Origin of the sequence: Streptomyces laurentii (assembly GCF_040635425.1) — a bacterium.
GTDB lineage: Bacteria > Actinomycetota > Actinomycetes > Streptomycetales > Streptomycetaceae > Streptomyces > Streptomyces laurentii.
On record NZ_JBEYHT010000007.1, the window covers coordinates 94,676 to 117,573 of the forward strand.

General features: G+C 71.6%; 21 protein-coding genes and 2 pseudogenes. 13 read left to right on the plus strand and 10 right to left on the minus strand.

Annotated elements, in window-relative coordinates:
* Positions 1–41: 41 nt before the first annotated feature.
* Complete coding sequence (locus ABZ693_RS06865) at positions 42–758, plus strand: hypothetical protein (RefSeq protein WP_359874167.1); 717 nt, start codon at positions 42–44, stop codon at positions 756–758.
* Positions 759–1,172: 414 nt separating this feature from the next.
* On the plus strand, positions 1,173–2,087 hold the full coding sequence (locus ABZ693_RS06870) for an MBL fold metallo-hydrolase (RefSeq protein WP_359874169.1): 915 nt from the start codon (positions 1,173–1,175) through the stop codon (positions 2,085–2,087).
* 91 nt (positions 2,088–2,178) lie between these two features.
* Here ABZ693_RS06870 and ABZ693_RS06875 read toward each other — a convergent pair whose 3' ends face one another.
* Positions 2,179–3,732 carry an endonuclease/exonuclease/phosphatase family protein gene (locus ABZ693_RS06875; RefSeq protein WP_359874171.1) on the minus strand — a complete coding sequence of 518 codons (1,554 nt, stop codon included), beginning with the start codon at positions 3,730–3,732 and terminating at the stop codon, positions 2,179–2,181.
* A 415-nt stretch (positions 3,733–4,147) separates the two neighbouring features.
* On the opposite strand from ABZ693_RS06875, the gene ABZ693_RS06880 reads away from it, so the two are divergent.
* Positions 4,148–4,936: a calcium-binding protein gene (locus ABZ693_RS06880; RefSeq protein ID WP_359874357.1), complete on the plus strand. Its 789-nt coding sequence runs from the start codon at positions 4,148–4,150 to the stop codon at positions 4,934–4,936.
* A 1-nt stretch (position 4,937) separates the two neighbouring features.
* Here the strand turns inward: ABZ693_RS06880 and ABZ693_RS06885 are convergent, their stop codons facing one another.
* Together ABZ693_RS06885 and ABZ693_RS06890 are read right to left on the minus strand one after the other, a co-directional pair.
* Positions 4,938–5,210 carry a DUF397 domain-containing protein gene (locus tag ABZ693_RS06885; RefSeq protein ID WP_359874174.1) on the minus strand — a complete coding sequence of 91 codons (273 nt, stop codon included), beginning with the start codon at positions 5,208–5,210 and terminating at the stop codon, positions 4,938–4,940.
* Positions 5,167–6,047 (minus strand): annotated as a pseudogene (locus tag ABZ693_RS06890) (helix-turn-helix domain-containing protein). Before ABZ693_RS06890 ends, ABZ693_RS06885 begins: the two are co-directional and overlap by 44 nt.
* Before the next feature lie 116 nt (positions 6,048–6,163).
* Between ABZ693_RS06890 and ABZ693_RS06895 the strand changes: the two are divergent.
* The 3 genes and pseudogenes from ABZ693_RS06895 (at position 6,164) to ABZ693_RS06905 (ending at position 8,527) form a co-directional block, all read left to right on the plus strand.
* The gene (locus ABZ693_RS06895) at positions 6,164–6,373 is read left to right on the plus strand and encodes a hypothetical protein (protein WP_359874176.1); all 210 of its coding nucleotides are present in this window, start codon (positions 6,164–6,166) and stop codon (positions 6,371–6,373) included.
* A 59-nt stretch (positions 6,374–6,432) separates the two neighbouring features.
* A pseudogene (locus ABZ693_RS06900) lies at positions 6,433–6,594 on the plus strand (ATP-binding protein); the annotation flags it as partial.
* Between the two features lie 379 nt (positions 6,595–6,973).
* Entirely contained in the window at positions 6,974–8,527 is a 1,554-nt protein-coding gene (locus tag ABZ693_RS06905; protein WP_359874177.1) for an FG-GAP-like repeat-containing protein, read from the plus strand.
* A 44-nt stretch (positions 8,528–8,571) separates the two neighbouring features.
* Here ABZ693_RS06905 and ABZ693_RS06910 read toward each other — a convergent pair whose 3' ends face one another.
* The 4 genes from ABZ693_RS06910 to ABZ693_RS06925 all read right to left on the minus strand — a co-directional run bounded on the left by ABZ693_RS06910 (position 8,572) and on the right by ABZ693_RS06925 (position 11,943).
* Complete coding sequence (locus tag ABZ693_RS06910) at positions 8,572–8,979, minus strand: RidA family protein (RefSeq protein WP_359874179.1); 408 nt, start codon at positions 8,977–8,979, stop codon at positions 8,572–8,574.
* 505 nt (positions 8,980–9,484) lie between these two features.
* Positions 9,485–9,991, minus strand: a complete 507-nt coding sequence (locus ABZ693_RS06915) for a hypothetical protein (RefSeq protein WP_359874181.1) — start codon at positions 9,989–9,991, stop codon at positions 9,485–9,487.
* Positions 9,992–10,036: 45 nt separating this feature from the next.
* Positions 10,037–10,936, minus strand: a complete 900-nt coding sequence (locus ABZ693_RS06920; protein ID WP_359874183.1) for a DUF2249 domain-containing protein — start codon at positions 10,934–10,936, stop codon at positions 10,037–10,039.
* A gap of 266 nt (positions 10,937–11,202) precedes the next feature.
* A complete protein-coding gene (locus ABZ693_RS06925) occupies positions 11,203–11,943 on the minus strand; it encodes a PIG-L deacetylase family protein (RefSeq protein WP_359874185.1) in 741 nt (246 codons plus the stop codon).
* A 156-nt stretch (positions 11,944–12,099) separates the two neighbouring features.
* Between ABZ693_RS06925 and asnB the strand changes: the two genes are divergently transcribed.
* Positions 12,100–13,908, plus strand: coding sequence for an asparagine synthase (glutamine-hydrolyzing) (asnB, locus tag ABZ693_RS06930; protein WP_359874187.1), 1,809 nt, complete (start codon positions 12,100–12,102; stop codon positions 13,906–13,908).
* A 31-nt stretch (positions 13,909–13,939) separates the two neighbouring features.
* Here the strand turns inward: asnB and ABZ693_RS06935 are convergent, their stop codons facing one another.
* Positions 13,940–14,209 carry a DUF397 domain-containing protein gene (locus tag ABZ693_RS06935; RefSeq protein ID WP_359874188.1) on the minus strand — a complete coding sequence of 90 codons (270 nt, stop codon included), beginning with the start codon at positions 14,207–14,209 and terminating at the stop codon, positions 13,940–13,942.
* A complete protein-coding gene (locus ABZ693_RS06940) occupies positions 14,191–15,024 on the minus strand; it encodes a helix-turn-helix domain-containing protein (RefSeq protein ID WP_359874190.1) in 834 nt (277 codons plus the stop codon). Before ABZ693_RS06940 ends, ABZ693_RS06935 begins: the two co-directional genes overlap by 19 nt.
* A gap of 409 nt (positions 15,025–15,433) precedes the next feature.
* Here ABZ693_RS06940 and ABZ693_RS06945 point away from each other — a divergent pair, with 409 nt between their 5' ends.
* The 6 genes from ABZ693_RS06945 to ABZ693_RS06970 all read left to right on the plus strand — a co-directional run bounded on the left by ABZ693_RS06945 (position 15,434) and on the right by ABZ693_RS06970 (position 21,543).
* Positions 15,434–15,817, plus strand: coding sequence for a hypothetical protein (locus ABZ693_RS06945; RefSeq protein WP_359874192.1), 384 nt, complete (start codon positions 15,434–15,436; stop codon positions 15,815–15,817).
* A gap of 169 nt (positions 15,818–15,986) precedes the next feature.
* Complete coding sequence (locus ABZ693_RS06950) at positions 15,987–16,961, plus strand: 2-methylaconitate cis-trans isomerase PrpF family protein (protein ID WP_359874194.1); 975 nt, start codon at positions 15,987–15,989, stop codon at positions 16,959–16,961.
* A 145-nt stretch (positions 16,962–17,106) separates the two neighbouring features.
* A complete protein-coding gene (locus tag ABZ693_RS06955) occupies positions 17,107–17,853 on the plus strand; it encodes an SDR family oxidoreductase (protein ID WP_359874196.1) in 747 nt (248 codons plus the stop codon).
* Positions 17,854–17,888: 35 nt separating this feature from the next.
* Complete coding sequence (locus ABZ693_RS06960) at positions 17,889–19,454, plus strand: class I tRNA ligase family protein (RefSeq protein ID WP_359874198.1); 1,566 nt, start codon at positions 17,889–17,891, stop codon at positions 19,452–19,454.
* Between the two features lie 360 nt (positions 19,455–19,814).
* Positions 19,815–21,128 (plus strand): D-inositol-3-phosphate glycosyltransferase, encoded by a 1,314-nt coding sequence (gene mshA / locus ABZ693_RS06965; RefSeq protein WP_359874359.1) that lies wholly within the window; start codon positions 19,815–19,817, stop codon positions 21,126–21,128.
* A 223-nt stretch (positions 21,129–21,351) separates the two neighbouring features.
* Positions 21,352–21,543 (plus strand): hypothetical protein, encoded by a 192-nt coding sequence (locus tag ABZ693_RS06970; protein ID WP_359874200.1) that lies wholly within the window; start codon positions 21,352–21,354, stop codon positions 21,541–21,543.
* A gap of 190 nt (positions 21,544–21,733) precedes the next feature.
* On the opposite strand, the gene ABZ693_RS06975 is transcribed toward ABZ693_RS06970, so the two are convergent.
* Positions 21,734–22,786, minus strand: a complete 1,053-nt coding sequence (locus ABZ693_RS06975) for a helix-turn-helix transcriptional regulator (protein ID WP_359874202.1) — start codon at positions 22,784–22,786, stop codon at positions 21,734–21,736.
* Between the last annotated feature and the right edge of the window lie 112 nt (positions 22,787–22,898).

The window sequence follows — 22,898 nt, forward strand, 5'->3', positions numbered from 1 at the left end:
CCTCGAATTTCTCGAATGCGTGTTCATGCGAAGATCCACGCATGCTCCGGCGCTTTCTCTACGTTTCGGCCGCGCTCCTGGGGGCCGCGTTCGCCTTCGGCTCCGCCGTGCTCGGCGACTGGGCCGACGAGAACCAGTACCTCTGGGTGAGTCGGGCCTGTGTCCTCGGCTTCGTGGGTGGGTTCGCGGTGGCGGCGGGGTGCGCGGCGTTCGCCGTCCTGCCCCGGCGCTGGCTGCGGCACGTGTTCCCCCAGCCGGGTGAGGGGCAGTACGACGTGATCGCGCGCCGCAGGAAGCTTCCTCCGATCGACGGGCGGGGGGCAGGGGTGGCCGCCGCGCCGTTGATGACGGCGGGCACGCGGCCGAGGCGGGGAGGGAAGCCGAGTCCCGGGCCCAAGCCCAGGCAGGGGTCGAAGGAGCCGGTCTCCTGGGGCGAAGTCGCGTTCGTGGCCGGAAGCAGCTGGCTGGTCACCGGTGCCGGATACGGCCTCCTCGCCGCCTTCGACGAGCCCGGTCTCCCCTTCGCGCCCCTCCTCGTCCTCTCGCTGGGCCAGTGGGTCGGACAGCGGCACCGCGACTGGGCCGCCGCCTCCGCGGCGGCCGTCGTCGGCGTGGGCACGCTGCTCGTCCTGCTCGATCCGCTGCGGAACGACCTGGGCCGCTTCCTCGGCGACGCCCTCACCGTGGGATCCGGGGCGACGACCGCGCTGATCGCCTTCGCCCTCGTCCAGCGCCGCCGCGCACGGACGGCCCGCTGACGTCACGGACCGCCCGCCGACGCCATGGACGGACCGTTTCAGCGGGGGCGGGAGGGCGGACCGTCGAACCGGGCCCAGATCGGCGTCCAGCCACGGGTGTACAGCACGACGTTGCCGTCCCGCTGCATCCATAGCGACGCCTGCGAGGCCGGCGATGTACGTGTCCGGCCCGAGGCACTCGCCCGGGGCGAGGTAGTCGTGGTAGCTCCAGCCCTGTGCCCGCATGTCACCGGCCGTTCGGCGCTCAACAGCACGTCAACGGCGGATAGATGGGATGACGTCGACCATTTCGGCGGGAGCGGGGGGCCGCTGTCACACATCGGGCCGCTGCCCGGTCCTAGGGGACGACCGGACGGCGTGCCCCATGGCGCCGATCCGTCACCGGTCGAGAACGCTCTCAAAGGGGAGAACACCATGAGCCATGTCCACACCGCACACCCCGGCGCGACGGGGCATGACGAACTCGTTCCGTCGCGCTACGCGCTGAAGGTCGGCGACATCGACGTCACCGTGATCAGCGACGGCGTCCTGCCGATCACCACCTCGACGCTGGCCGCCAACGTCGAGCGGGCCGAACTGGACGCCTGGCTCAAGGACATGTACCTGCCGCAGGAGGTCTGCGACTGGCCCCTGAACGTGGCCGTGGTGCGCAGCGGCGACCGCACCATCATCGTCGACTCCGGTCTGGGCACGGAGTTCCCGGGCTTCCCGCGCGCCGGTCAGCTGGCCGCACGCCTGGACGCCGCCGGCATCGACCCGGCGTCCGTGACCGACGTGGTCCTCACCCACCTGCACATGGACCACGTCGGCGGCCTGCTCGTCGAGGGTCTGCGGGGCCGGCTCCGAAAGGATGTCCGCGTCCATGTGGCCGCCGCCGAGGCCGAGTTCTGGGGCACGCCCGACTTCACGAAGACCGTCATGCCGGGCCCGGTGCCGGACGTGCTGCGGCAGACCGCGTCGCGCTTCCTGGACGTGTACCGCGGCCGGCTGCGGACGTTCGAGAAGGAGTACGAGGTCGCGCCCGGCGTGGTGATGGAGCGCACCGGCGGCCACACCCCCGGCCACAGCATCATCCGCCTGGAGTCGGGCGGCGACCGTCTGATGTTCGCCGGTGACGCCGTGTTCCAGACCGGGTTCGACAAGCCCGACTGGCACAACGGTTTCGACCACGACCCCGAGGAGGCCATCCGGGTCCGGCACCGCCTGCTGACCGAGCTGTCGGAGACCGGCGGCCAACTGCTCGCCAGCCACCTGTCGTTCCCGTCCGTCTGCCACGTCGGCGCCGACGGCGACACCTTCCGCGTCGTCCCGGCCGTCTGGGACCATTGATCCGACGCACCGGAGCCGTCGGCCGACCGGGGCACACGCCCCGCCCGGCCGACGGCTCCGGCGGCTCTCCCGGCCCGGTCGGACCGCCCGGTCAGCCGTTCGGCAGGTGCACGCTCCCGTACAGGGTCCAGTGATCCGAGTTCCCCGTGGTGGCGGAGACGGCGCAGTCGGAGACGGGCGCGTTCCTCGGCGAGAAGATGTAGTCCAGCTTCCGGGTGGGGTGCCCGTCGACCCCGTTGGCCGTCGGCTTCCCGGTGCGCAGCGCGTTCGGATCGCCGCCCTGCCCGCATTCCTGGTACCGGTCGTAGACCACGTTCAGCGCCGTGCTCGGGCCGCCCGCGTTCACATCGGCCTCGGGGTACGGCGGTACGAGGTTGAAGTCGCCGCCGAAGACGACCCGGTAGCCCCGGTCCTCGTACGACCGGGTGATCTCGACGAGCTTCCGCGCCTGCTCCTCGCGGTACGTGCCCTTCGGGTCGTCCTCGTCGTAGCCCGAGCTGAGGTGCGCCGAGCAGGCCGCGAGGCCCCGGTCCGGCATGACGGCGCAGACCGCCGTGCGCTTCTCGAACGACGGGGAGGGCAGGTCGTGCCGCTTGTACCAGGCGTTGGAGTCCGGGACGGCGATGGCCACCCCGTACGCACCGCGGTCGGCGACCGGCTGGTCGTACTTGTCCGTGATGGCGCACTGCTTCTGGACCAGCGGCCCGCCGGACCCCTGCTGGTGGATGGGCGCGAAGCGGACGTCCCAGCCGCGTCCGGTCCCGCCCTCCAGAACGGGCTTCTCCAGCATCCACTCGACGCGTTTGGCGTGCTTCTCGCAGAACTCCTGGAAGAAGATCACGTCCGGCAGCTGTCCGTTGCCGGGGCTGTGCAGCCGGGCCTGGATCCCGTCGGTCAGCTCGGCGTAGCCGGCCAGCCCTCCGCTCCAGGCACACTGCTTGGCGTTGGCGCAGACGTTCCAGGTCATCACATTGACCTGGCCGGCCGGCGCGGCGGTGGCGGCCGGCGGGACCTCCCACTCGTCGGCCGAACCCGTCTCGTTCGCCACGGGCTCCAGAACGAACTTCTCCCAGGACGCGATCTGGGTGGCGCGCGAACGCAGCAGCCCGTCGCCCGTCGCGCTCAGGTCGGCGGAGACGTACGTCAGCTCCGTGTCGGTGGCGTTCTCCTTCGCGCCGAGGGCCACCACGACCGAACCCGCGGGGGACCCGGCCGGCGGGACGTCGGTCAGGTACTGCGGGGTGAACTGCTGCCACTGCCCCAGCCGCACACCGCGCGCCCGCAGCATCCCCGTCCGCGGGTCGGCGTCCGAGAACTCCGAGGAAGCGAAGAAGCCCGTGGCGATGAACCGCAGGCCGATCGTCTTGGCGGCGTGGTTGGTGTGGAGCGTGAAGAGCTCCCACTTCTTCGGGGCGACGCCCTGAGCCCGCAGACTCCACTCGTACTTGTCGTCGGTCTCGCTCATGCCGACGGACACGTACTTGCCGTTCACCACCGACTTCAGTGCCCACTTCTGGCCTGACGACTTGGCGACGGCATCGGCGTCCTCGGATATCTCCGTCGCGCCGGCCGGTGTGACGGTCAGCGTGTTGATCCCGACCAGCAGCGCGCACAGCGCTGCCAGCAGTCCGATGAGACGACGCATGGCATCCCCTCCTTCATCGTGTGCGGTCGCACGCGTCCTCGCGTGCGTTCACGTCGTACGACCGGGAGAGGGGTGCCCCGGCGGAGCGGGCGCGGAGGCGGCGGCCTGAAGTGCCGCCGGGCGTACGGCCGATACCTCGGCCCATGGTCCGCGTCCGGGCTGCTCCTCGACACCGGTCATGGGGAACCCACCCCATGATCATCTCCACGGTCGCGAAGGGGGATCTTACCGGCGACTGACAGGGACATGTCGGGCCGGAAGGTGGCGTGCGCACCGCGTTCGGGCCGGTCATCGCGACCGAATGGGCAACCACTTGCCCAGCTCGATGGTCATGTCAGTGCCACCTGCCTGGCGGGTGGCCTTGTCGGCCGCGCTTCGGGACGCCCCCGAGGCGCTCGAACATGGGAACAGCTTCATGCGCCACCGCACCAAGATGACCGCCCTCGCCGGCGCCCTCGTCCTGCCCGTTCTCGCGATTCCGACAGCCGCCCACGCGGACGTCTTCTCGGGCGACATCCAGATCACGAAGGTGGTCGTCAACGGGGGCAAGGACATCGTCCTGGGGACCACGGACGTCAAGACGTTCACCATCGCGGTGACCGCCACGGACAACTCGGGCATCAGGACCGAGTTCACCTACCCGGTCATGTGGAACACGCCCCTCAAGAACGGCGACTACTACGGTCTCCTGGTGCCCGAGAACGTTCTCGGGAAGTGCGTGCGCCAGAGCTTCACCACGGCCACCTGCACGTACACGATGAAGATGAATCCGCGCATCCACCCCCAGGACAACTCCACGGCCGGGACCTGGGCCGTGCGCGCCGACGTCCAGGCCAACGACGGTGACTACTTCACCAAGGACTCCGCCGCCAAGGTGAAGGTCCTGCGCTACGCCAAGCTGACCGCCAACGCGTCGCCGGAACCGGTGAAGAAGAACCAGACGATCACCGTCACGGGCGCCCTGACCCGCGCCAACTGGGAGACGTTCAAGTACGCCGGTTATGGCAACCGGCCGGTCAACCTCCAGTTCAAGAAGAAGGGCGCTGGCGCCTACACGACCCTCAAGACCGTCATGACGGACAGCAAGGGCAACCTGAAGACGACGACGAAGGCCACGGCGGACGGCGACTTCCGCTACGTCTACGCGGGCTCGTCCACCACCACGCCGGCGACTTCCGCGGCCGACTACGTCGACGTGAAGTAGCTCAGACCGCCTTCACGGAGGCGATGAAGGGGGCCCAGGCGGCGGCGGTGACGAGGAGGACGGGGCCGTGGGGCTGCTTGGAGTCGCGGACGGGGACGAGGCCGGGGGCGTCGTCGGCGACCTCCAGGCAGTTGCCGCCGGAGGAGTTGCTGTAGCTGCTCTTGTGCCAGGCGGCATACCCCTCGGCCACTTCGATGCATTCCCCGCCGTCGCCGTTGCTGTAGCTGCTCTTACGCCAGACGGCGGCGGTCAGATCCAGGGCGTTGCTGGCCATGTCGGTAGTCCTTAGCCGCTCTTTCGATACGGGCGAGGGACACCTCCGGCGGCAAAGCGGCGGCCCTCAGCCGATCGTATGCCTTGCGATACCTCTTCACGAGGGCCGGATCGTCGATCGTCTGGCCGTGGTACGGACCCTCCATGTACATGAGTTGCGGCTCGTCCTCGAACTCCATGAACATCATGGACAGCTCCATGAAGGGCTGCGTCGGTCCATTCCACGGGAGGATCTGCACAACGATGCGGCCCTGCCGTGCCAGACCGGTGATGTGGTCGAGTTGGTCGGCCATCTCGGCAGCCGTGAGCGCACTGTTGCGCAGCAGCGACTCGTGAAGGATGACCCAGTACTCGGGCTTCTTCGGCTGATCGAGGATCTGCGCTCGTTCCAACCGGGCGTCGATTTTCGCTTGGGCCTCCGCGGGGGTGTCCAGAGGGTGAGTGGATCGAATGACGGCCCTCGCGTTTTTTAGGCAGCGGTCTGGAGCAAACCGGGGATGAGAGCGTTGCACCACCGTTCGATTACCAGCGCGCGCTTCTCCGCCTCCGCGATGGCTGCGAAGTACGCGGCGTGCGCGCCCTGTTTTGCCTTGCGGACGTCGTCGCAGCGGCGCTCGAAGAAGCCGTCCGTGTGCAGCTTGCGGTCCACGTGACGGGCGAGGTCGATCGGCATTCGGCGCTGGCCGTGTTCGATCTCGCTGAGGTAGGTGATGCTGTAGAAGCTGCCGTCGACCAGTTTCTCCAAGGTCAGGCCCGCTTCCTCCCTCTTGTAGCGGAGTTCCTTCCCGTAGAACTGCGGGACGCTGGCAGAGCCGTCGATCTCTTTGCGTGCAGCCACCGGGGACCGCCTTTCGCACCTCGCGTGGTGGAGCGGGAAACGCTTCCAAGGTAGCCGTCAAGACTCCAGGCTGTGAGGCGTCCGTCACACCGCGCTACGAAAGTGACCTGTCCCTCATGCTCGATGAAATCAAAGACATCCAGGCAGACGTTGGCGTACTGGCTGCCGCCCTCGCCGTGCACGGCATCACCCTCCCCTCCCTCGGCGTGGACGTCGTCACTCTCGCCGGGGCGACCGTCCGGCCGCCGCTCGTCGCGCTGGGCAACTGCACGGTGGAGAACGCGCGCCGTCTCATCGAGGCGCTGAAGAAGGCGGCCGACGGATGAGGCTGCCGTTCGCGCTCGAACTCCTCGCGCTGCCCAAGGCGGTGGGGGAGGTCCGGCACATGGTCGAGGGGGACGATGTGCGGCTCTGCGTCAGCGAGTTGCTGACCAATGTCATCCGGCACGTGGGGGAGGGGACGCCGGTCACCGTGCGGGTGACGTCGTCGCACACCGGCCGGCTGCGGGTCGGTGTGAGCGATCCGGACCCGCGCGCCTGGCCGATACTGCGGGAGGCGGCGGCAGGGGCCGAGTCGGGGCGGGGGCTGGCTCTGGTCGACGCGGTCGCGTTGCAGTGGGGGTCGAGCCGGGGCCGCGCGGGAAGACGGTGTGGTGCGAACTCGGGGCGCCGGTCGCGCCCCTGGCCCCAGCGGAAACGTAGGACGGCCCGGCCCGAGGGGAGGGCGAGACGGGGTGTCCCGGTGCGGCGCGGGGCCCGGTGCACGCAGGGCGCAGGAAGGCTGCACGCCGTGCACACAACAGGAGGCGGAACGAGGCATAAGCTCCGTCGCGGCTCAGCGGAGACACCGTCCGTGACGGGCTCCGCTCTCGGTGAACCCAGCCTCGCGCCACCACGGAAGAAGCGACCACACCGTCACGAGGGACATGATGAAGAAACGTATCCGCCTCGGCCTCGTCATCGCGGCCGTCGGCGTCGGCACCGCGCTCGCCCCCACCGCCTCCCCGGCCGCCGCCGCGACCCTCACCGGACCGACCCTGCGGGTTCTGCCGCTGGGCGACTCGATCACCGCCGGCGTCGGCAGCCCGACTGCCTCCTCGTACCGCCGCCCCCTGCTGGATCTGGCCGCCGGGCAGTCGCGCTACAACGTGCGGTTCGTCGGGTCCCAGGTCGGTGGCCGGCTTCCGGGCATCAGCCATGAAGGCCACTCCGGCTACATGATCGACGACATCCGGAACGGGATCGACCAGTGGATGGCGGGGGCGCGGCCGGACGTCGTACTGCTGCACATCGGCGTCAACGACCTGGATCGCAGCGACGATCCGGGCCATGCCGGAGACCGGCTGAAGGCATTGCTCGACCAGATCTACGCCGACAAGCCCGGCGTCACCGTGATCATGCAGGGCGTCGTCCCGACCACTCAGGGGCTGAAACTGTCGCCGGAGGTCTTCAACGACCAGGCCCGGCAGTTGCAGAGCGTCGAGGCGCAGGCCGGCAACAAGTTCCGGTTCGTCGACGCCCCGGCCCTGGACGGCTCCGAGATGGCCGACGAGCTGCACCCCAACGACAAGGGCTACGACCGGATGGCCCGGACGTTCTTCACGCCCTTGGACGAGGCGTTCACCTCCGGCTGGGCCACGGGCGGCAAGCCTCCGAACGCGGCGAACGAGTCGGGTGTGACCGGCCGGGTGCGGTTCGCCGACTTCGATGGTGACGGCCGGGCCGACTACCTCACGGTCGCGAGCAACGGCGCGGTGTCCGTGTGGCTGAACCGGGGTGGCGACGGGCGTGGTGACTGGGAGGGGATCGGGCAGGTCGCCACCGGCACCACCAACGATCAGAGCCGGGTGCGGTTCGCCGACTTCGACGGTGACGGCAAGGCCGACTACATCGTCCTCTCGGAGAGCGGCGCGGTGTCCGTGTGGCTGAACCGGGGCGGCGACGGGCGCGGTGACTGGCAGTGGATCGGGCAGGTCGCCACCGGTACCACCAGCGATCAGAGCCGGGTGCGGTTCGCGGACTACGACGGCGACGGGAAGGCCGACTACATCCACATCGAGGAGGACGGTTCCGTTCACGTCTACCTGAACCGCGGTGGCGACGGCCGGGGTGACTGGCAGGTCCTGGGCCAGGTCGCCACGGGCATCACCAAGGACCAGAGCCGGGTGCGGTTCGCCGACTTCGACGGCGACGGCCGGGCCGACTACGCCGCCCTGAACGAGGACGGCTCCGTCCACGCGTACCTCAACCGTGGCGGTGACGGCCGCGGCGGCTGGCAGGATCTCGGCCGGACGGCCGTCGGCCTCACCACCGACCAGAGCCGGGTGGGCCCGGCCGACTTCGACGGCGACGGTCACGCCGACTACGTCCTCACCGACCCCGTCAGCAACGCCGTGTACGCCTGGACCTGGAGCGGCGGCGACGGCCGCGGCGACTGGCGCGACCTGGGACGGGTCGCCGCCGGGGTGCCCATCGGCTGATCAGGGGGCGCGGCCCGACGGCAGCCGTGGCGATCGCCCCGGGGTCAGAGGCCCGGGGCGGTCGTCGTGTCCTCGGCCGCCGCCCAGGCGTCGATCTCGACGCGGAGGGCGGGAGAGGCCAGACCGCTGACGTAGAGGAGGGTTGTGGCGGGCAGGTGGGCGCCGAGGAAGTCGGTGATCACGCTGCGACGCTCGGCCGGGGTGATCTCGTCCACCAGGTAGAAGGTGAGCTTCACCAGGTCGGTCACGGTCATCCCGGCGGCGGCCAGGTTACGGCGGATGTTCTCCAGCGCGACGGCCAGCTGCTCGGCCGGGTCGGACGGCACCCCGCCGTCCGGCCGCATGCCGATCTGGCCGGACAGCACCAGCCAGCGCGCGCCCGGGCCGACCTCCGTCTGATGGGAGTACGCGGCCACGGGCGCGTGGACGTCGAGCGGGTTGCGGCTGTTCATCGGCGGGCTCTCCCAGGGTCGTCTCGGGGGTCTCCCCGCCCACACAACCACACCCGCGAGACCGCCCACTCACCCGACCAGCGCTGCCAGTTCGCGCTGGTACGGGAAGGAGCCGGGGACGTAGGCGCACCACGGTTCCTCGGCGTACGGGTCGCCGGTGACGCCGTAGGCGCGCGAGCGGGAGCCGCCGCAGACGCGGCGGAACTCGCAGGCCCCGCAGCGGCCACCGAGCCGGTCCGGGTCGCGGAGGCCGGTGAACAGCGGCGAGGTGCGGTAGATCGACGGCAGGGGCTCCTCGCGGACGTTGCCCGCGCTCAGCGGGAGGAAGCCGCTCGGGTGGACGCTGCCGGTGTGCGAGACCTCCGGATCGGTCGCCGTCAGCTTCCACCCGCGACGGTGGCCGCCGTGACGGCCGATGGTCCGCGGCGGGCCGGGACGATGGTCCTGCCCACCGGGCCCACCGGGCCCGTCAGCCCCCTCGGTCCGTCCTGCTCGTCCGTACGGCTCAGGCGCCGTCCGAGCCGCGCGGCGCGATCGCGTCCGCCGTCACCGCCAGCGCGACGCCCAGACCGGTCAGCGCGGTGCCCAGCCCCGTGACCAGGGTGGTCAGGTGCCACGCCTGGTACGCGGACATCAGCGACGCGCGCAGCGACTGCCCCATGAACGCCATCTGGCGCAGTTCGGCCAGCTTCTCGTCGTCACCGCCGGCGGCGTGCACCTCCGCCGTGATCTCGGCGTACGTGCGGCCCCCGGTGGCGCGGTCGACGTTGCTCTGGATGAACCGGGCGTACGCGTGTGCCTCGGGCCCGGAGTCCACCGCGTGGCCGGCGTGGGAGGCGAGTCCGGCGGGCAGCCCGTGGTGGGGGAAGGTGATCTTCTGGGCGGCGAGTTCGGTCCGGATCTCCTTCCTGCCCCCGCAGCCGCGGACGATCAGGACCGGTCCGGCGGCCGCGAGGGCCAGGCCGGCCGTGCCGAGCAGGAGACGGGCCCGGCGGAGTGATCGGCGGTCCATGGCGGGGCTTCCTTCTTTCCTCGTGCGGGTGGCGCGACGGGCGGTTCAGCGGTCGGCGGGGGCGGCGGGGCCGTCGGGGTGGGCGGGGCCGGCGGAGTCGTCGGAGGCGTCGGCCGTACGGTGTCCGAGCCGCAGCCGCAGCCGCCAGGTCTCGGGGCCGCGCTCCAGGTACTCCACCGCGAAGGCGCCGGGCCGGCGCCGTTCGAGCTGCGCGAGCAGCGGCAGCGGGTCGTGCGGCGCGACCAGCACCATCGCGGTGCCCTCCGTGACGGCGTCCAGGGCGCCGAGGACCATGGCGTGGCGCAGGGCGTGCGGTATCTCCCGTACGTCCAGCTCGGGTTCGGCCGTCTCCTCCGCGCCGCCGCAGGTGCACGCCCCGCCGCAGCCCCCCGCCTCCTCGCCGTCCTCCCCGGAAGCGGAGCCCTCGCCGTCCTCCCCGGAGTCCTCCGACGCGGCACCCGTCAGCGCGTGGTGCATGTGTCCGAGCAACTCCGCCAGGGACACCTCGGGCGTCATGGCGAGCAACGGCAGCACCAGCCCGTTCTCCTTCGCCACGTGCTCTTCGAAGAGCACCTGCAGGGCCCCGGCGTCGGCCGCCGTCCGCACCGGGTCCGGCGCGGTGGAGCGCAGCGCGTCGACGAGCGCGGTGAGCCGCCGGTGTTCGCCGGTCAGGCTCTCGACGAGCAGCCGGGCCTCGGGCATGGCGCGGGCCGCGGGATAGAGCGCGGCCTCCTCGGCCCCGGCGTGCGGCAGCAGCGCGCGGTCGCAGAAGGAGACGAGCGCGGTGCGCGGCCTGGCGGCGTCGCCGTCCGGGTCACGGTCCACGGCGGCGAGCAACGTCTTGACGTGGACGGCCAGTTCGCCCGCGAGGCGGGCGTGGTGCGCCTCCGCGTCGTCGAGGGCTTGGGCGTCCTGGGGGTCCGAGGCGAGGGTGAGCACGCTCATGTCGTGGCTCCAGCGGTGCGGGCCGGCGCGGCCGGCCGGAGGGCGGGTGGGGACGGCGTCCCGGCTGCCATCGGTGTCCGGGTGCGATCAGTGCCCAGCATGCGCCTCGCGTGCGGCGCGCTCCCGCGCCGAACGGACCTTGGTGCGAGGACCATGGCCCCCACTTGCGACCAGCCGGGTGGGTGGTGCCGCCCGGCCGTCCGGCAGGGGGCGTACGGCCTTCCCGGCCCCTTGCCCCCGTCCTGTCCCTTCCGCCGAAGCGGACGTCAGTCGATGTGCACGATCTGGAACGCCTCCGCCATCCGCCCCGCCGGCAGCCCGCCCGCCACCGCGTGCTCGGTGAGCCAGTCGCGCAGCAGCCCGGCCAGGTCGTCGAAGTGCGCGGTCTGGGAGGTGTGGATGCGCAGGGCGTCGACCTTGCGGTCGAAGACGGGGGTGACGTCCACGTACTGGTTCGGGGTCGGCCCGGTCATCAGCCACAGCTCGTGGACGATCCACGGCTCCAGCCCTTCCCGCTTGAGCAGTTCGGGGTGGGCGAAGGGGTTCCGGGCCTCGGGGTAGATGGCGCGCAGCGACGCGTCGCCGACGGCGCGGTGGTCGGGGTGGAGGTCGGCGACCCGGGCCCAGTTGATCTCGGGGGAGGGGATGATCACGCGTTGCGGCCGTACTTCGCGGATCACCCGGCACAGGTCGCGGCGCAGCTCGACGGTGGCGTCCACGAAGCTGTCGGGGTAGCCGAGGAAGCGGACGTCGGCGACGCCGCTGAGCTTCGCGGAGTGCATCTGCTCGGCACGGCGCAGATCCGCCATGGCCTGACGGGGCAGCTTCGGGTCGTAACCGCCCGCGTCGCCGTCGGTGACGATGCAGTAGGTGACCTGGGTGCCGCGTTCGATCCACTGCATGACGGTGCCGCTGACACAGAACTCGATGTCGTCCGGGTGCGCTGCCACCACCAGCAGTGATTCCGGTGCGCAGCGGATCGTCGGGTCGATCGCGAAGTCCTCCATGGGGCCAGCCTGTTGGGGACGCGGGGGGCGTCGCAAGGCCACATCGTGGCGTGAACCGGCCATGGCACTTACGCGCCACCCAAAAGCTTGGTAGATTCAAATCATTGGGCGCGACACGTGAAAAGGGAACGGAACAGAGATCCGGAGGCGACCGGCATGTGCAGGATCCTCGGCTCCTTCGCCGCGGGGGCGGACCGCCCCGACCCGGCCGAACTCGCGGCGGTCTCGGCCCGCCAGCGACACGGCGGCCCCGACGAGCACCACGTCCTCAGCGGCCCCGGCTGGTCGCTCGGCTGCGACCGGCTCGCGGTCACCGACCCGTGCGGCGGCCGCCAGCCGTACCGGCTGCCGCACCTCCCCGGCATCCTGGCCGTCCTGAACGGCGAGATCTACAACCACGCCGAGCTGCGCCGCCGGCTCGCCGCCCGCGGCCACCGCTTCCCGGACCGCTGCGACGGCACGCTGCTGCCCGCGCTGTACGCGGAGTACGGCCCGGCGTTCGCCGAGCACCTGGACGGCATGTTCGCCGCCGCGGTCCTCGACCTGCGGCCTGGCAGCACCCGACTCGTGCTCGCCGTCGACGACATGGGCATGAAGCCGGTCCACGTACACCACGACCCGCTGGACGGCTCCACCCGCTTCGCGTCCGAGATCCCCGCGCTGCTCGCCTTCGAGGGCGTACGGATCGCCCCGCGCGAGGACGCCCTCGACGGCGTCCTGTCGACCCGTACCTCGTACGCGACCCAGACCGCGCTCGACGGCATCACCGTCCTGCCGCCCGGCGCGACGGCGGTGGTACGGCCCGGCCGCGCGCCCGTCGTACGACGCCGGGCCCCGCACGCGGACGTGCGACCGGTCGGCGACACCCAGGACGTCCTGCGGCACGAGGTCCGCCGCCTCGCCACCGCCGACGTACCGGTGTGCGTCGTCACGAGCGGCGGCCTGGACTCCGGTCTGGTGACGGCGCTCGCCGCCGAACACGCCCGCGAGACCGACGCGCCGCCACTGCACTCCTTCCACCTCACGTACCGCGGGAAGTGGCCCGACTCCGAGGCGGTGTACGCCCGTTCGGTCGCGCGCCGGGCCCGCACGGTCCACCACGAGGTGATCGTCGACCCGTCCGAGATCCCCTCGCTCCTCACCCGGACCGTACGGCACCTCGGCCAGCCGAACGCCGACCCGATCGCGCTCTCCACGTACGCCCTCTTCCGGGCCGTCCGGCAGAGCGGCTTCACGGTCGCGCTGTCCGGCGACGGGGCGGACGAACTCTTCGGCGGATACGACCGGATGCGCGCCGCCCTCGCCGCGCCGGCCGGCGTGGACTGGGCGAGCGCCTACGCGGACGCGCTCTCGGCGGCCCCCCGGGTGCTGCGCGAGCACCTGTACACGCCCGGGTATGCCGCCTACATCGCCGAGCGCGGCTCGGCGGCCGACCGGATCGAGCAGGAACTGCGCTCGGCGGAGGCTGCGGGGACGGACCGGGCGACGGCGATGAGCGCGTTCGAGACCCGGTGGCGGCTGCCCGCGTACCACCTGCGGCGAGTCGACCATTTGTCGATGGCGTGGGCGGTGGAGGCCCGGATGCCGTTCTGCCAGCCGTCCGTCGTGACGCACGCGCGCGAGCTGCCGGCGGAGGCGCGGCACGGGAAACGGGCGCTGTACGAGGCGGGGGCGGAGCTGCTGCCCGGGGCGGTGCTCAGCCGGCCGAAGCAGCCGTTCACCCTGCCCCTCGCCGCGATGATCGCGCCCGGCGGACCGCTGCTCGACACGGTGCGCGAACTGCTGTCCCCGGCCCGGCTCGTGCTCGGCGGGAAGGTGCGCGCGGACCGTGTACAGCGGCTCCTGGAACGGCACTTGGAGCGCCCGAACCAGCACGCGGCGCTCACCCTGTGGGCGCTGGCCGTCCACGAGCTCTGGTCGGAGGTCGTGCAGGGCATGCGGATCCCGGTGGGCTGCGCGGCCTGAGGCCGGGCGCGGGCCCACTGGGACCCGGGAGTCAGCCCCTCACACCGGCGACGAAGGCCGCCCAGGCGGCGGCCGGCACGACGAGCGCGGGCCCGGACGGGACCTTGCTGTCACGGACGGGGACGACACCGGGGACGCCGTCGAGGACTTCGACGCAGTTCCCGCCGTGGCCATCACTGTAGGAACTCTTCCGCCAGGCGGCACCGGTGAAGTCGTACGACACCTCGACGCAGTCGCCACCGTCCCCGTCGCTGTAGGAGCTCTTGAACCAGTTCGCGTTGCTCAGGTCGTAGACGCGCATTGCCGGTACTCCTCCGCCGCCGACTCCAGCAGGGCCAGGGACGCCTCCGGCGACAGCGCGGCAGCCCTGAGCAGATCGTAGGCCGCCTGTACTTGCTTCACCAATGCCGGATCGTCGAGCAGATTCCCCGAGAACAGCGCTTCCGTATAGGCAGTTGGCGGCATGTCCTCAAACTCCATGAGTTTGATCGACGCACCCATCTCGGGGTGCGCGCCAGCCGCGAACGGCACCACCTGGACGAGAACCCGGTGTTCCCGTACCTGCGCGAGGATGTGCTTCAGCTGCTCGGCCATGACCGCCGGTCCGCCCACGGGGATGCGCAGGGTGCTCTCGTGCATGATCACCCAGTACGTGGGCCGGTTCGCGTCCCGCAGTATCGACTGGCGGGCCAGCCGAGAGGTGACCTTCTCTTCGACGAACTCGTCCGTGGCGAACGGATTGCTGGCGCGGGTGAGGGTCCGCGCGTACGCGGCGGTCTGTAGCAGTCCCGGGACCACCATCGGTTCGAACTCGCAGATCGCCGTCGCCTGGTCCTCCAGGTCCGCCGCGGCCTGGAAGTAGACCGCGTACGGCGACTTGTCGATGAGCTTGCGCCAGGTCCGCTCGAAGATGCCCTCGGTCTTGAGCACCACGTCGAACCCCTTGGCCAGATCGAGCTGCGGCTTGCGCACGCCCTGCTCGAAGAGACCGATGTACGTACCCGACACGAAGACGAGCGTGCCCAGCTCGTTCCGCGAGAGCTCCGCCGCCTCGCGGCGCTCTCTCAGGAGTTCCCCGAAGAACTCCCACTCCACTTGGTTCCTGCCTTTGGCCATGGATCAACTCCCAGCAGTGCGACGCCACTGTGATGCAGCGTGACGAGGAGTCTACGGAGCGTGGCGTGAACCGGTGGCCCGTGAGCGGGATTTGAACCGTCGTGAAAACGCCTGCCGGAAATCGACGGCAACCGATCGCCGGATGCCCGTGAAGCGCCCGGTTCGCCGCCCGCAGCCCACATGACGGCCCGCCTCGTGGGGGCCGACCCTAACGAGCCGCCGGCGGGGCCGGACCGGCGGCTCGGCGCCGACACCCGCCGCTGTCCCGGACACTGGCCGCGCAGGGCGCTGACCTGCCCGTACGCGGTCCGGGTGTCCGGGACAGCCGGGACGCCTTGTCCCCGCCGTCCGCCCCGCCGCAGGCTTCCTGGCGTCGCCACCCACCTTCGACGAACGAAAGGGACTGGCCATGAAGCCCATGACCCGAATGACGCTCACTCCGGTACGGACGGCCGTCGCGGCGCTCTCGCTCGCCGCTGTCGGCCTGCTCGGCGCGCCGGCCGCGCACGCCGCCCCCTCCGCCGCTGCCGCCTGCCCGTGGACCCAGGGCGCGCCGGCGAGCAACCTGAACCCGTACAGCCAGACGGACTACGCCAGCGGCAACGCCCCGGTCCGCATGGGCCCGTACGGGGAGTGCGGCTCGGTCGGCACCATCCCCTCCGGGGGATCGGTGTCGGTGAACTGCTACGTCACGAACAGCTTCGGCAACACCTGGTCGTACATCCGCGGTTACGGCTGGATCTGGGACAACAACCTGCGCAACGGCGGGTCCACCCACCCCTGCCGCTTCTGATCGACCAGCACACGGCAGGGCTCCCGGCGGCCCGGATGGTGATCTCGGTCATCAACACCCGGACACGGGAGCCCTGTCGGCGTGATGTCGTGCCATGCTCGATGTGTCCCGATGGTGTCCACCCCGCGGGCCCTTCTCCCGGCAACGACAGCACGTGATCGGCGGGTTCATGGAACAGACCGGACCGGCCGGCGCCGGTGTCGCGGCGGTGCGCGCCCGTGGCCGCGTCCTCGCGTACGTCGTGCGCGCCGACGACGCCCCCGGCCCCACTCTCGTCCTGCCCCTCGACCACCTCCCGCCCGGCGCCCTGGCCCTGACCGGTGAGCTGACCGAGCTGCGCCGGGCGCTCGCGGACACGCCGTACCGCGATCTCAACAAGATCGCGGTGTACGGGCGTTCGGCGCGCCCCGGTGTTGATCTGGACTACCGGTTCGTGCAGGCGATGCCCGACGGGCGCTTCGACTTCCGTACCGGGTGCGGGCACTCACTGCTCGCGTGCGTGGTGGCGGACGGCGGGCGCCCGGGGCCGGTGACCGTACGGGCCGTGACGACCGGAGAAACGATTCGCTGCCTGCCGCAAGACGCCTTCCCGCAAAGCCATGTCCCGCAGGACGCCTCGCCGCAGGACGCCCGCGGCACCGCGTACACCCTCGAATTCCTCCGCCCGCCCACCGCGCCCGGCACCCTCCCGACCGGCCGCCCGGTGGACGTGATCGACGGCGTGCCGGTGTCGGTCGTTCGCTATGGCAATCCGTACGTGTTCGTCGACGCCCGCCATCTCCCCGCCGCCGACCCGATGGGCCGCATGCTCCGACTCCGGTCCCACGCCGCCCGGATGCTCGGATATCCGCCGCACTCGCCGCTGCCGAAGATCGCCGCGTTCGCCCGTACCCCCTCCGGCCTGGCGGTCCGCGCGCTCACCGTCGGCGGCTGGCATCCGCGTCTCGCGCTCACCGGGGCCGCCGCGCTCGCCGCCGCCGGCGCGCTGGACGGGACGGTGGTACCGGGGCCCGTGGGGGCCGTGAGGACGCCGGGAGGGCCGGTCAGGGTGTCGGCCGCGCCCGACCGCGTGCGCGTCCACGACAAACGCGCACGCCTGGTCACCCGCCTCGACCTGCCCTGGCGTATCCACGCAACGGCGTGAACGCGCAGCCCTCCGACCGGGCGATCCACCCCCGTCCTCTGTCAGGCTGACATGCGACCGGCGACGCCACGCGACCACGGCAACGACCGGTATCCGGTATCCGAATCCGTGGATCCAGGGATCCGTGGGGGGAGATCAGACACCCATGAAATTCGATAATCTGCGTGTCGTCGTCACCGGGGCGTCCCGCTATTTCGGCCGTGCGCTCGCCGTCGGATTCGCTCATCTCGGAGCCGAGGTATATGTCTCGGCGCGCACCGTCGAAGCGGCGGAACGCACCCGTGCGGAAGTCATGGGTTCGGCCCGCGACCGCATTCACGCGTTCGGCTGTGATCTGAGCCGGCCGGCCGAGATCCGGGAATTCGCGGCCCGAGTGGGCGAACACACCGACCGGGTCGACCTGTTGGTCAACAACGGCGCCCGCTGGCTCGACGGCATGGACCTGGAGTCCGCCAGCGACGAGTCGATCGTCGAGACCATCGAGTCGACGGCCGGCGGCACCGTCCTCATGGTCAAGCACTTCCTGCCGCTGCTGCGCCGCTCGCTGCGGCCGGACATCGTCAACATGGTCGCGGTGCGCGACGCCGAAGGGGCGTCCGCCGCCACCGCGTCCGTCGCCCACGAGGCCTTCTGGACGGCGAAGTCGGCCCAGGCGGGCTTCGCCGACATCCTGTCCCGCCGGCTGCGGCCGAGCGGCGTCCGCGTGTTCTCGCTCTACCCGCCCGATTTCTCCACCTCCGATCCGCGATTCGCGGAATGGGAGGGTGCGCGGACGGACGGTCTGGCCGCCGACGAGAAGCTGACCACTCAAGCGCTCTTCGAGTGCATCGTCTACGCCGTCGAGCAGCCCCGCGACTGCTTCATCCGCTCCTTCCACTTCGAACCTCGCTGAAGCACCACCGCACGCCCCAGCGTCAAGGAGGTCCCATGAACACTCCCGTATGGATCACCGCGACCCCTCCGGCCACCCACGGCGAACTGCACATCGGCCACCTGGCCGGTCCGTACGTCGCGGCCGACGTCCTGACCCGATTCCTGCGCGCCGAGGGCGAGGCCGTGCGCTTCACCACCGGCACCGCCGACCACGCCAGTTCGGTCGAGGTCCGCGCGCTGCGCCACCACCGCAAGCCCGAGGAGGTCGCCGAGGGCTACCGGGCGGCGATCACCGCGGACTGGCTGCGCTCCGGGGTCGAGTTCGACCACATCGTCAGACCGCGCAAGGACCGCGGCTACGGACGCTGGGTGCGGGACCTCTTCAGCCGGCTGTACGCGCAGGGCGTGATCGCCCCGCGCACCCGCCTGCTGCCGTTCTGCGAGCCGTGCGACCGCTGGCTGTACGGGGCCCACGTCACCGGCACCTGTCCGCACTGCGGCGCGGTCAGCGACGGCGGGATGTGCCACGAGTGCGCCCGCCCCAACGACGGCGGCGACCTGATCGCCCCGCGCTGCGCGCTGTGCGACACCCCCGCCGTCGCCAAGCGCTGCCGCCGGCTCTACGTACCCCTGGAGCCGTTCCGCGACCAGCTGTCCAGCTACTGGGACATGGTCGAACTCCCGCCCCGCCTCGCCGCGTTGTGCGAGTCGCTGGTGGAGGACGGACTGCCGGACATCGCGGTGGGCCACCCGGCGCACTGGGGCCTGCCGGTGCCCGTCGAGGGCTTCCCGGACCACCGGATCGACGCGTGCTTCGAGGCCGCGGCGATGCACCTCTTCGACTACGACACCACCGGCCCGCTGCCGCGCCGCGCGATCCACTTCTGCGGCTTCGGGCACGCCTTCTGCCACGCCGTGCTGCTGCCGGTGTTACTGCTCGCGCAGGACATCAAGCTGCCGCAGGAGTTCAACGTCAACGAGTCGTACGTGGTGGAGGAAGGCGTCGGCGAGGGCAACGTGTGGGCGCTCGACCTGCTCACCGAGTACGGCTCCGACACCCTGCGCCGGCACGTCCTGCAGGCCCGGCCGACCGGCCGGCGCACCGTCTTCCAGCGCGCCCGGCTCGCCTCGGCCCGTACGGAGCTCGACGAGAGCTGGAACAGCTGGCTCACCCGGCTTTTCACGGCCGTCCGCGAGGAGTGTGACGGGCTCGTGCCGCAGGCGCTGCCCGGCGGCGCCGGCTGGAGCGTGCTGGAGCGGCGGCTGCGCCGGGGGCTCGACGATCTGCGCGAGGCGTACGGGCCGGACGCGTTCGACCCGCGGCGCGCGGTCGCGGTGCTCGACGAGATGGTCCGCTCGGCGGCCGACTTCGGGCACGTCAACGCGCACGAGCGCTGCCGGCCCACCACCGCCTGCCGTCATCTCCCGGCTTTGGCCGCTCAGTTGGCGGTCGCCTCGGCCCTCGCGGCCTGGGCGCGGCCGGTGATGCCGGAGGGCGCGGACCGGCTGGCCGCGGCACTCCAGGTGGAGCCGGGGCGGCCGGTGGACATGACGGCGCTGGCCGCGCCGGCGCCGGGAACGCGGCTCGCGCCGCCGTCGGGGCCGGTTTTCGGGTTCTAGCGGACCCTTTACGCGGCGGCCTACTTCTAAGCCCCTAAGAAGTCGCGTACTTTGCGGCGCGATGCTCCACTGCCCGACCCGATCCACCGCACGACCATGTTGCGACCGTCAGACCGTTCGACAGTGGGCCCCGGGGGCCGTGCTCCCGGGGCCCGCTCACAGCCTCCGGCCCGGAGCCGTGCCGGAGGCCCGTACCGCCCGCGCACCACCCGTACCTCCTGTTCCGCCGTACGCACGCCGCCGCCGGTCCCCAGCCCCGCCGCGTGTCCGCGCAGCTCCGCGCGGCGACCCGCGGCCCTCCCCACAGGAGTCCCCGTGTCCCTGCGCTCCCCGCACCGCCCGCACCCGCTGCGCGTCGCCATGCTGAGCGTCCACACGTCCCCGCTGCACCAGCCCGGAACCGGCGACGCCGGCGGGATGAACGTCTACATGGTCGAACTCTCCCGGGCCCTCGCCGCCCACGGCGTCGAGGTCGACCTCTTCACCCGCCACCGCGGCGAGGACCTGCCGGACCGGGTCGACCTGGAGCCCGGCGTACGGGTCCGGCATCTCGCGGCGGGTCCGCGCCAGGCGCTGCCCAAGGAGGCCATGCCCGACCTCGTGGTGCAGTTCTCGCTGGCCCTGCTCAAGGAGCGGCGCCGATACGACCTGGTCCACTCGCACTACTGGCTGTCCGGGCAGGCGGGGCGGATCGCCGCCTTCGGCTGGGACGTCCCGCTGGTGCACACCGCGCACACCCTCGCCCTGGTGAAGAACGCCCACCTCGCGGCGGGCGACCGCCCCGAGCCGGAGGCGCGGATACGCGGTGAGCGCCTGGTGACCGCCGACGCGGACCGGCTGATCGCCAACACCACCGACGAGGCGGAGGCGCTGGGCGCGCTGTACGGGGCGGAGACGGCGCGCACCCGGGTGGTGCGGCCGGGCGTGGCGCTCGGCACCTTCTCGCCGGCCGACGGGCGGGCGGCGGCGCGGGCCCGGCTCGGCCTTCCGCAGGACGCGTTCATTCCGCTGTACGCGGGGCGCATCCAGCCGCTGAAGGGGCCCGACGTGCTGGTGCGGGCGGTCGCCGAGCTGCTGCGGATGGCGCCCGGCCTGCGCCGCCGGCTGATCGTGCCGGTGGTGGGCGGCCACTCGGGGGCGAGCCGGGCCGACGCGGCGTGGCAGCTCGCGGAGGAGCTGGACGTCACCGACGTCCTGCGGCCGTATCCGCCGGTGCCGCAGGCCCGGCTCGCGGACTGGTACCGGGCGGCGGATGTGCTCGTGGTGCCCTCGCGTTCGGAGTCGTTCGGCCTGGTGGCGCTGGAGGCGCAGGCGTGCGGGACGCCGGTGCTCGCGGCCGAGGTGGGCGGGCTGCCGACGGCGGTGTGGGACGGGGTGACGGGGATGCTCGTGCGTGGTCACGACCCGGTGGACTACGCGCGCCGGCTGCTGTGGCTGGCCCGGAACCCGAAGGCGGTGGTGACGATGGGGACGGCGGCCGTCCGGCACGCGTCGGGGATGAGCTGGCGGGCTTCCGCCGCGCGGACGATCGACGTCTACGAGAACGCGCTGGCGGAGCGGGAAGACCGGGCCCTGCGGGGGGCAGGGCAAGGGTTGGGGCAAGGGCGGCGGCACGCCCCTGCCCCGGCGGCCTCTCTCTCCTGGAGGAACGAGAAGGCCGTAGTTCGAGTCTAGCATCTCTTTTGGTCCAACCAAAGGTTAGAGGGGGCCTGGATGGTTCCCAATTCCCTTGGGTCCGTGGCGCATTGACGCACACACGCCATGGCGGGTCCACGCAGCGGGAAACCCTGGATTCGCTTCAGGGGGGCGGACAGAATAGAGATGTCTTCAGGGAGCACCCCGGCGGCACGGGGCCCGGAAGGCCAAGGAATTCCACATTCCAAATCCTGGAGGAATCATGTCTGCCCAGTCCGTCACGGGTGCGCGTAAGACCGTCCGCCAGTTCGCCCTCGCCATGGTCGCCTGCCTGGCCGTCGCCGGTGGCGCCGCGGTGGTCGCGGCCCAGGACTCGGCCCCCGCGGGCCACCAGCCCTCCGTGGCCGGCGACGAGTGGCCGGTCCCGACCAAGTCGCCCGCGCCCACCAACTGATCTTTCCGATCTCCGTTCCGCTTTCTCCGCGCGACCGCGGGGGAGGGGCCGGAAGAATCGAGGAAAGAGCCCCGTGATCGCGACTGCCGCGATCACGGGGCTCTTTCGTCCGCGCGGAATCCGGTAACACCCGTCCGGACATATTCAATTCGACCGTTCGGTCGGCATGTCGCCCGGATCGGCGGCGTGTTCAGTCCACCCAGCCCATGCGGACCGCCCGCACCCCCGCCTCGAAGCGGCTCGTCGCGCCCATCTCCTGCATGAGCTCGGAGAGCATACGGCTCACCGTGCGCAGCGACACCCCGAGGCTGCGGGCGATCTTCTCGTCCTTCATGCCGTCGGCGAGCATGCGCAACGCCGCCTGCTGCTGCTCCGAGAGCCCGTCCCCGCCCCGCTCCGGCGCCACCACGTCCCCGAACGGGGTCGCCGCGTGCCAGCAGTGCTCGTACAGGTTGAGGAACGAGCGCACCAGATGCCGGCCGCGGGCCAGGATCGCGCCCTCGCGCGGACTGTCGGGACGCAGCGGCACGAGCGCGAACTGATCGTCGGCGATGACCATGTTCATCGGGATGGCCGGGGCGATCCGCACCTCCACCCCCAGCTCGGCCCGGCCCTTGAGGATGTCGGCGGTGCGCGGCTGCGCCAGGCTGTCGGCCTGGTACATCACCCGGATCTGGACCCCGTGCTCCCGTCTGCGCCGGTCCCGCTCCAGGAGCCGTTCCGGCACCTGCCGGCTGGGGCCGGTCGGGTACATCGAGCAGGCACGCTCCCGGGTGATGTCGGCGAAGTCCTCCAGTGTCTGCTGGATCCGGCGGTAGTCGGTGATCACCTCGAACGCGACCTCGGAACGGGGCAGCGCATCGCCCTTGAGGAAGCTGCCCGCCAGGGTTTCGAGCGCCGCGTACGCCCGGTCCGCCTCCGCCAGATGCGCGCGCAGCCGCTCCCGCTCCCGGTCGAGCAGCCGGAGCAGGGCGATCTCCGGGTCGACGGCGGCCACCGTGTCCCCGTCCGGCTGCCACCGCGCGTCGCGCAGTTCGGTGATCGGGGCGTGCGCGGTGCCCGTCGGCACGATGAGCCCGAGGGATATCAGCTCCGTCCGGCACCTCTCGTACTCCGCCGGGTCGATCTCCAACTTCGCGCAGACCTCGGCGAATCCCGAGACCCCGCGCGCCCGCAACTCCTGGTAGAGGGCCACCAGCCGGCCGTCGTCCCGGTCTCGTGTGCCGCCGCCCGCCGTGCTCATGGCGCGATACCCCCTCGTCCTCGATCGACCTTCCGCCCGGAACGCGCCCGGACGGATCCGGACCGACAGGCTACGGCGTCAACCTGGCCGAGGAGCAGCCCGCGCGAGGCGG

Coding starts and splice junctions, on each gene's coding strand:
- ABZ693_RS06865 (WP_359874167.1), top strand. CDS start 42: ATGCTCCGGCGCTTTCTCTACGTTTCGGCCGCGCTCCTGGGGGCCGCG.
- ABZ693_RS06870 (WP_359874169.1), top strand. CDS start 1,173: ATGAGCCATGTCCACACCGCACACCCCGGCGCGACGGGGCATGACGAA.
- ABZ693_RS06875 (WP_359874171.1), bottom strand. CDS start 3,732: ATGCGTCGTCTCATCGGACTGCTGGCAGCGCTGTGCGCGCTGCTGGTC.
- ABZ693_RS06880 (WP_359874357.1), top strand. CDS start 4,148: ATGCGCCACCGCACCAAGATGACCGCCCTCGCCGGCGCCCTCGTCCTG.
- ABZ693_RS06885 (WP_359874174.1), bottom strand. CDS start 5,210: ATGGCCAGCAACGCCCTGGATCTGACCGCCGCCGTCTGGCGTAAGAGC.
- ABZ693_RS06895 (WP_359874176.1), top strand. CDS start 6,164: ATGCTCGATGAAATCAAAGACATCCAGGCAGACGTTGGCGTACTGGCT.
- ABZ693_RS06905 (WP_359874177.1), top strand. CDS start 6,974: ATGATGAAGAAACGTATCCGCCTCGGCCTCGTCATCGCGGCCGTCGGC.
- ABZ693_RS06910 (WP_359874179.1), bottom strand. CDS start 8,979: ATGAACAGCCGCAACCCGCTCGACGTCCACGCGCCCGTGGCCGCGTAC.
- ABZ693_RS06915 (WP_359874181.1), bottom strand. CDS start 9,991: ATGGACCGCCGATCACTCCGCCGGGCCCGTCTCCTGCTCGGCACGGCC.
- ABZ693_RS06920 (WP_359874183.1), bottom strand. CDS start 10,936: ATGAGCGTGCTCACCCTCGCCTCGGACCCCCAGGACGCCCAAGCCCTC.
- ABZ693_RS06925 (WP_359874185.1), bottom strand. CDS start 11,943: ATGGAGGACTTCGCGATCGACCCGACGATCCGCTGCGCACCGGAATCA.
- asnB (WP_359874187.1), top strand. CDS start 12,100: ATGTGCAGGATCCTCGGCTCCTTCGCCGCGGGGGCGGACCGCCCCGAC.
- ABZ693_RS06935 (WP_359874188.1), bottom strand. CDS start 14,209: ATGCGCGTCTACGACCTGAGCAACGCGAACTGGTTCAAGAGCTCCTAC.
- ABZ693_RS06940 (WP_359874190.1), bottom strand. CDS start 15,024: ATGGCCAAAGGCAGGAACCAAGTGGAGTGGGAGTTCTTCGGGGAACTC.
- ABZ693_RS06945 (WP_359874192.1), top strand. CDS start 15,434: ATGAAGCCCATGACCCGAATGACGCTCACTCCGGTACGGACGGCCGTC.
- ABZ693_RS06950 (WP_359874194.1), top strand. CDS start 15,987: ATGGAACAGACCGGACCGGCCGGCGCCGGTGTCGCGGCGGTGCGCGCC.
- ABZ693_RS06955 (WP_359874196.1), top strand. CDS start 17,107: ATGAAATTCGATAATCTGCGTGTCGTCGTCACCGGGGCGTCCCGCTAT.
- ABZ693_RS06960 (WP_359874198.1), top strand. CDS start 17,889: ATGAACACTCCCGTATGGATCACCGCGACCCCTCCGGCCACCCACGGC.
- mshA (WP_359874359.1), top strand. CDS start 19,815: ATGCTGAGCGTCCACACGTCCCCGCTGCACCAGCCCGGAACCGGCGAC.
- ABZ693_RS06970 (WP_359874200.1), top strand. CDS start 21,352: ATGTCTGCCCAGTCCGTCACGGGTGCGCGTAAGACCGTCCGCCAGTTC.
- ABZ693_RS06975 (WP_359874202.1), bottom strand. CDS start 22,786: ATGAGCACGGCGGGCGGCGGCACACGAGACCGGGACGACGGCCGGCTG.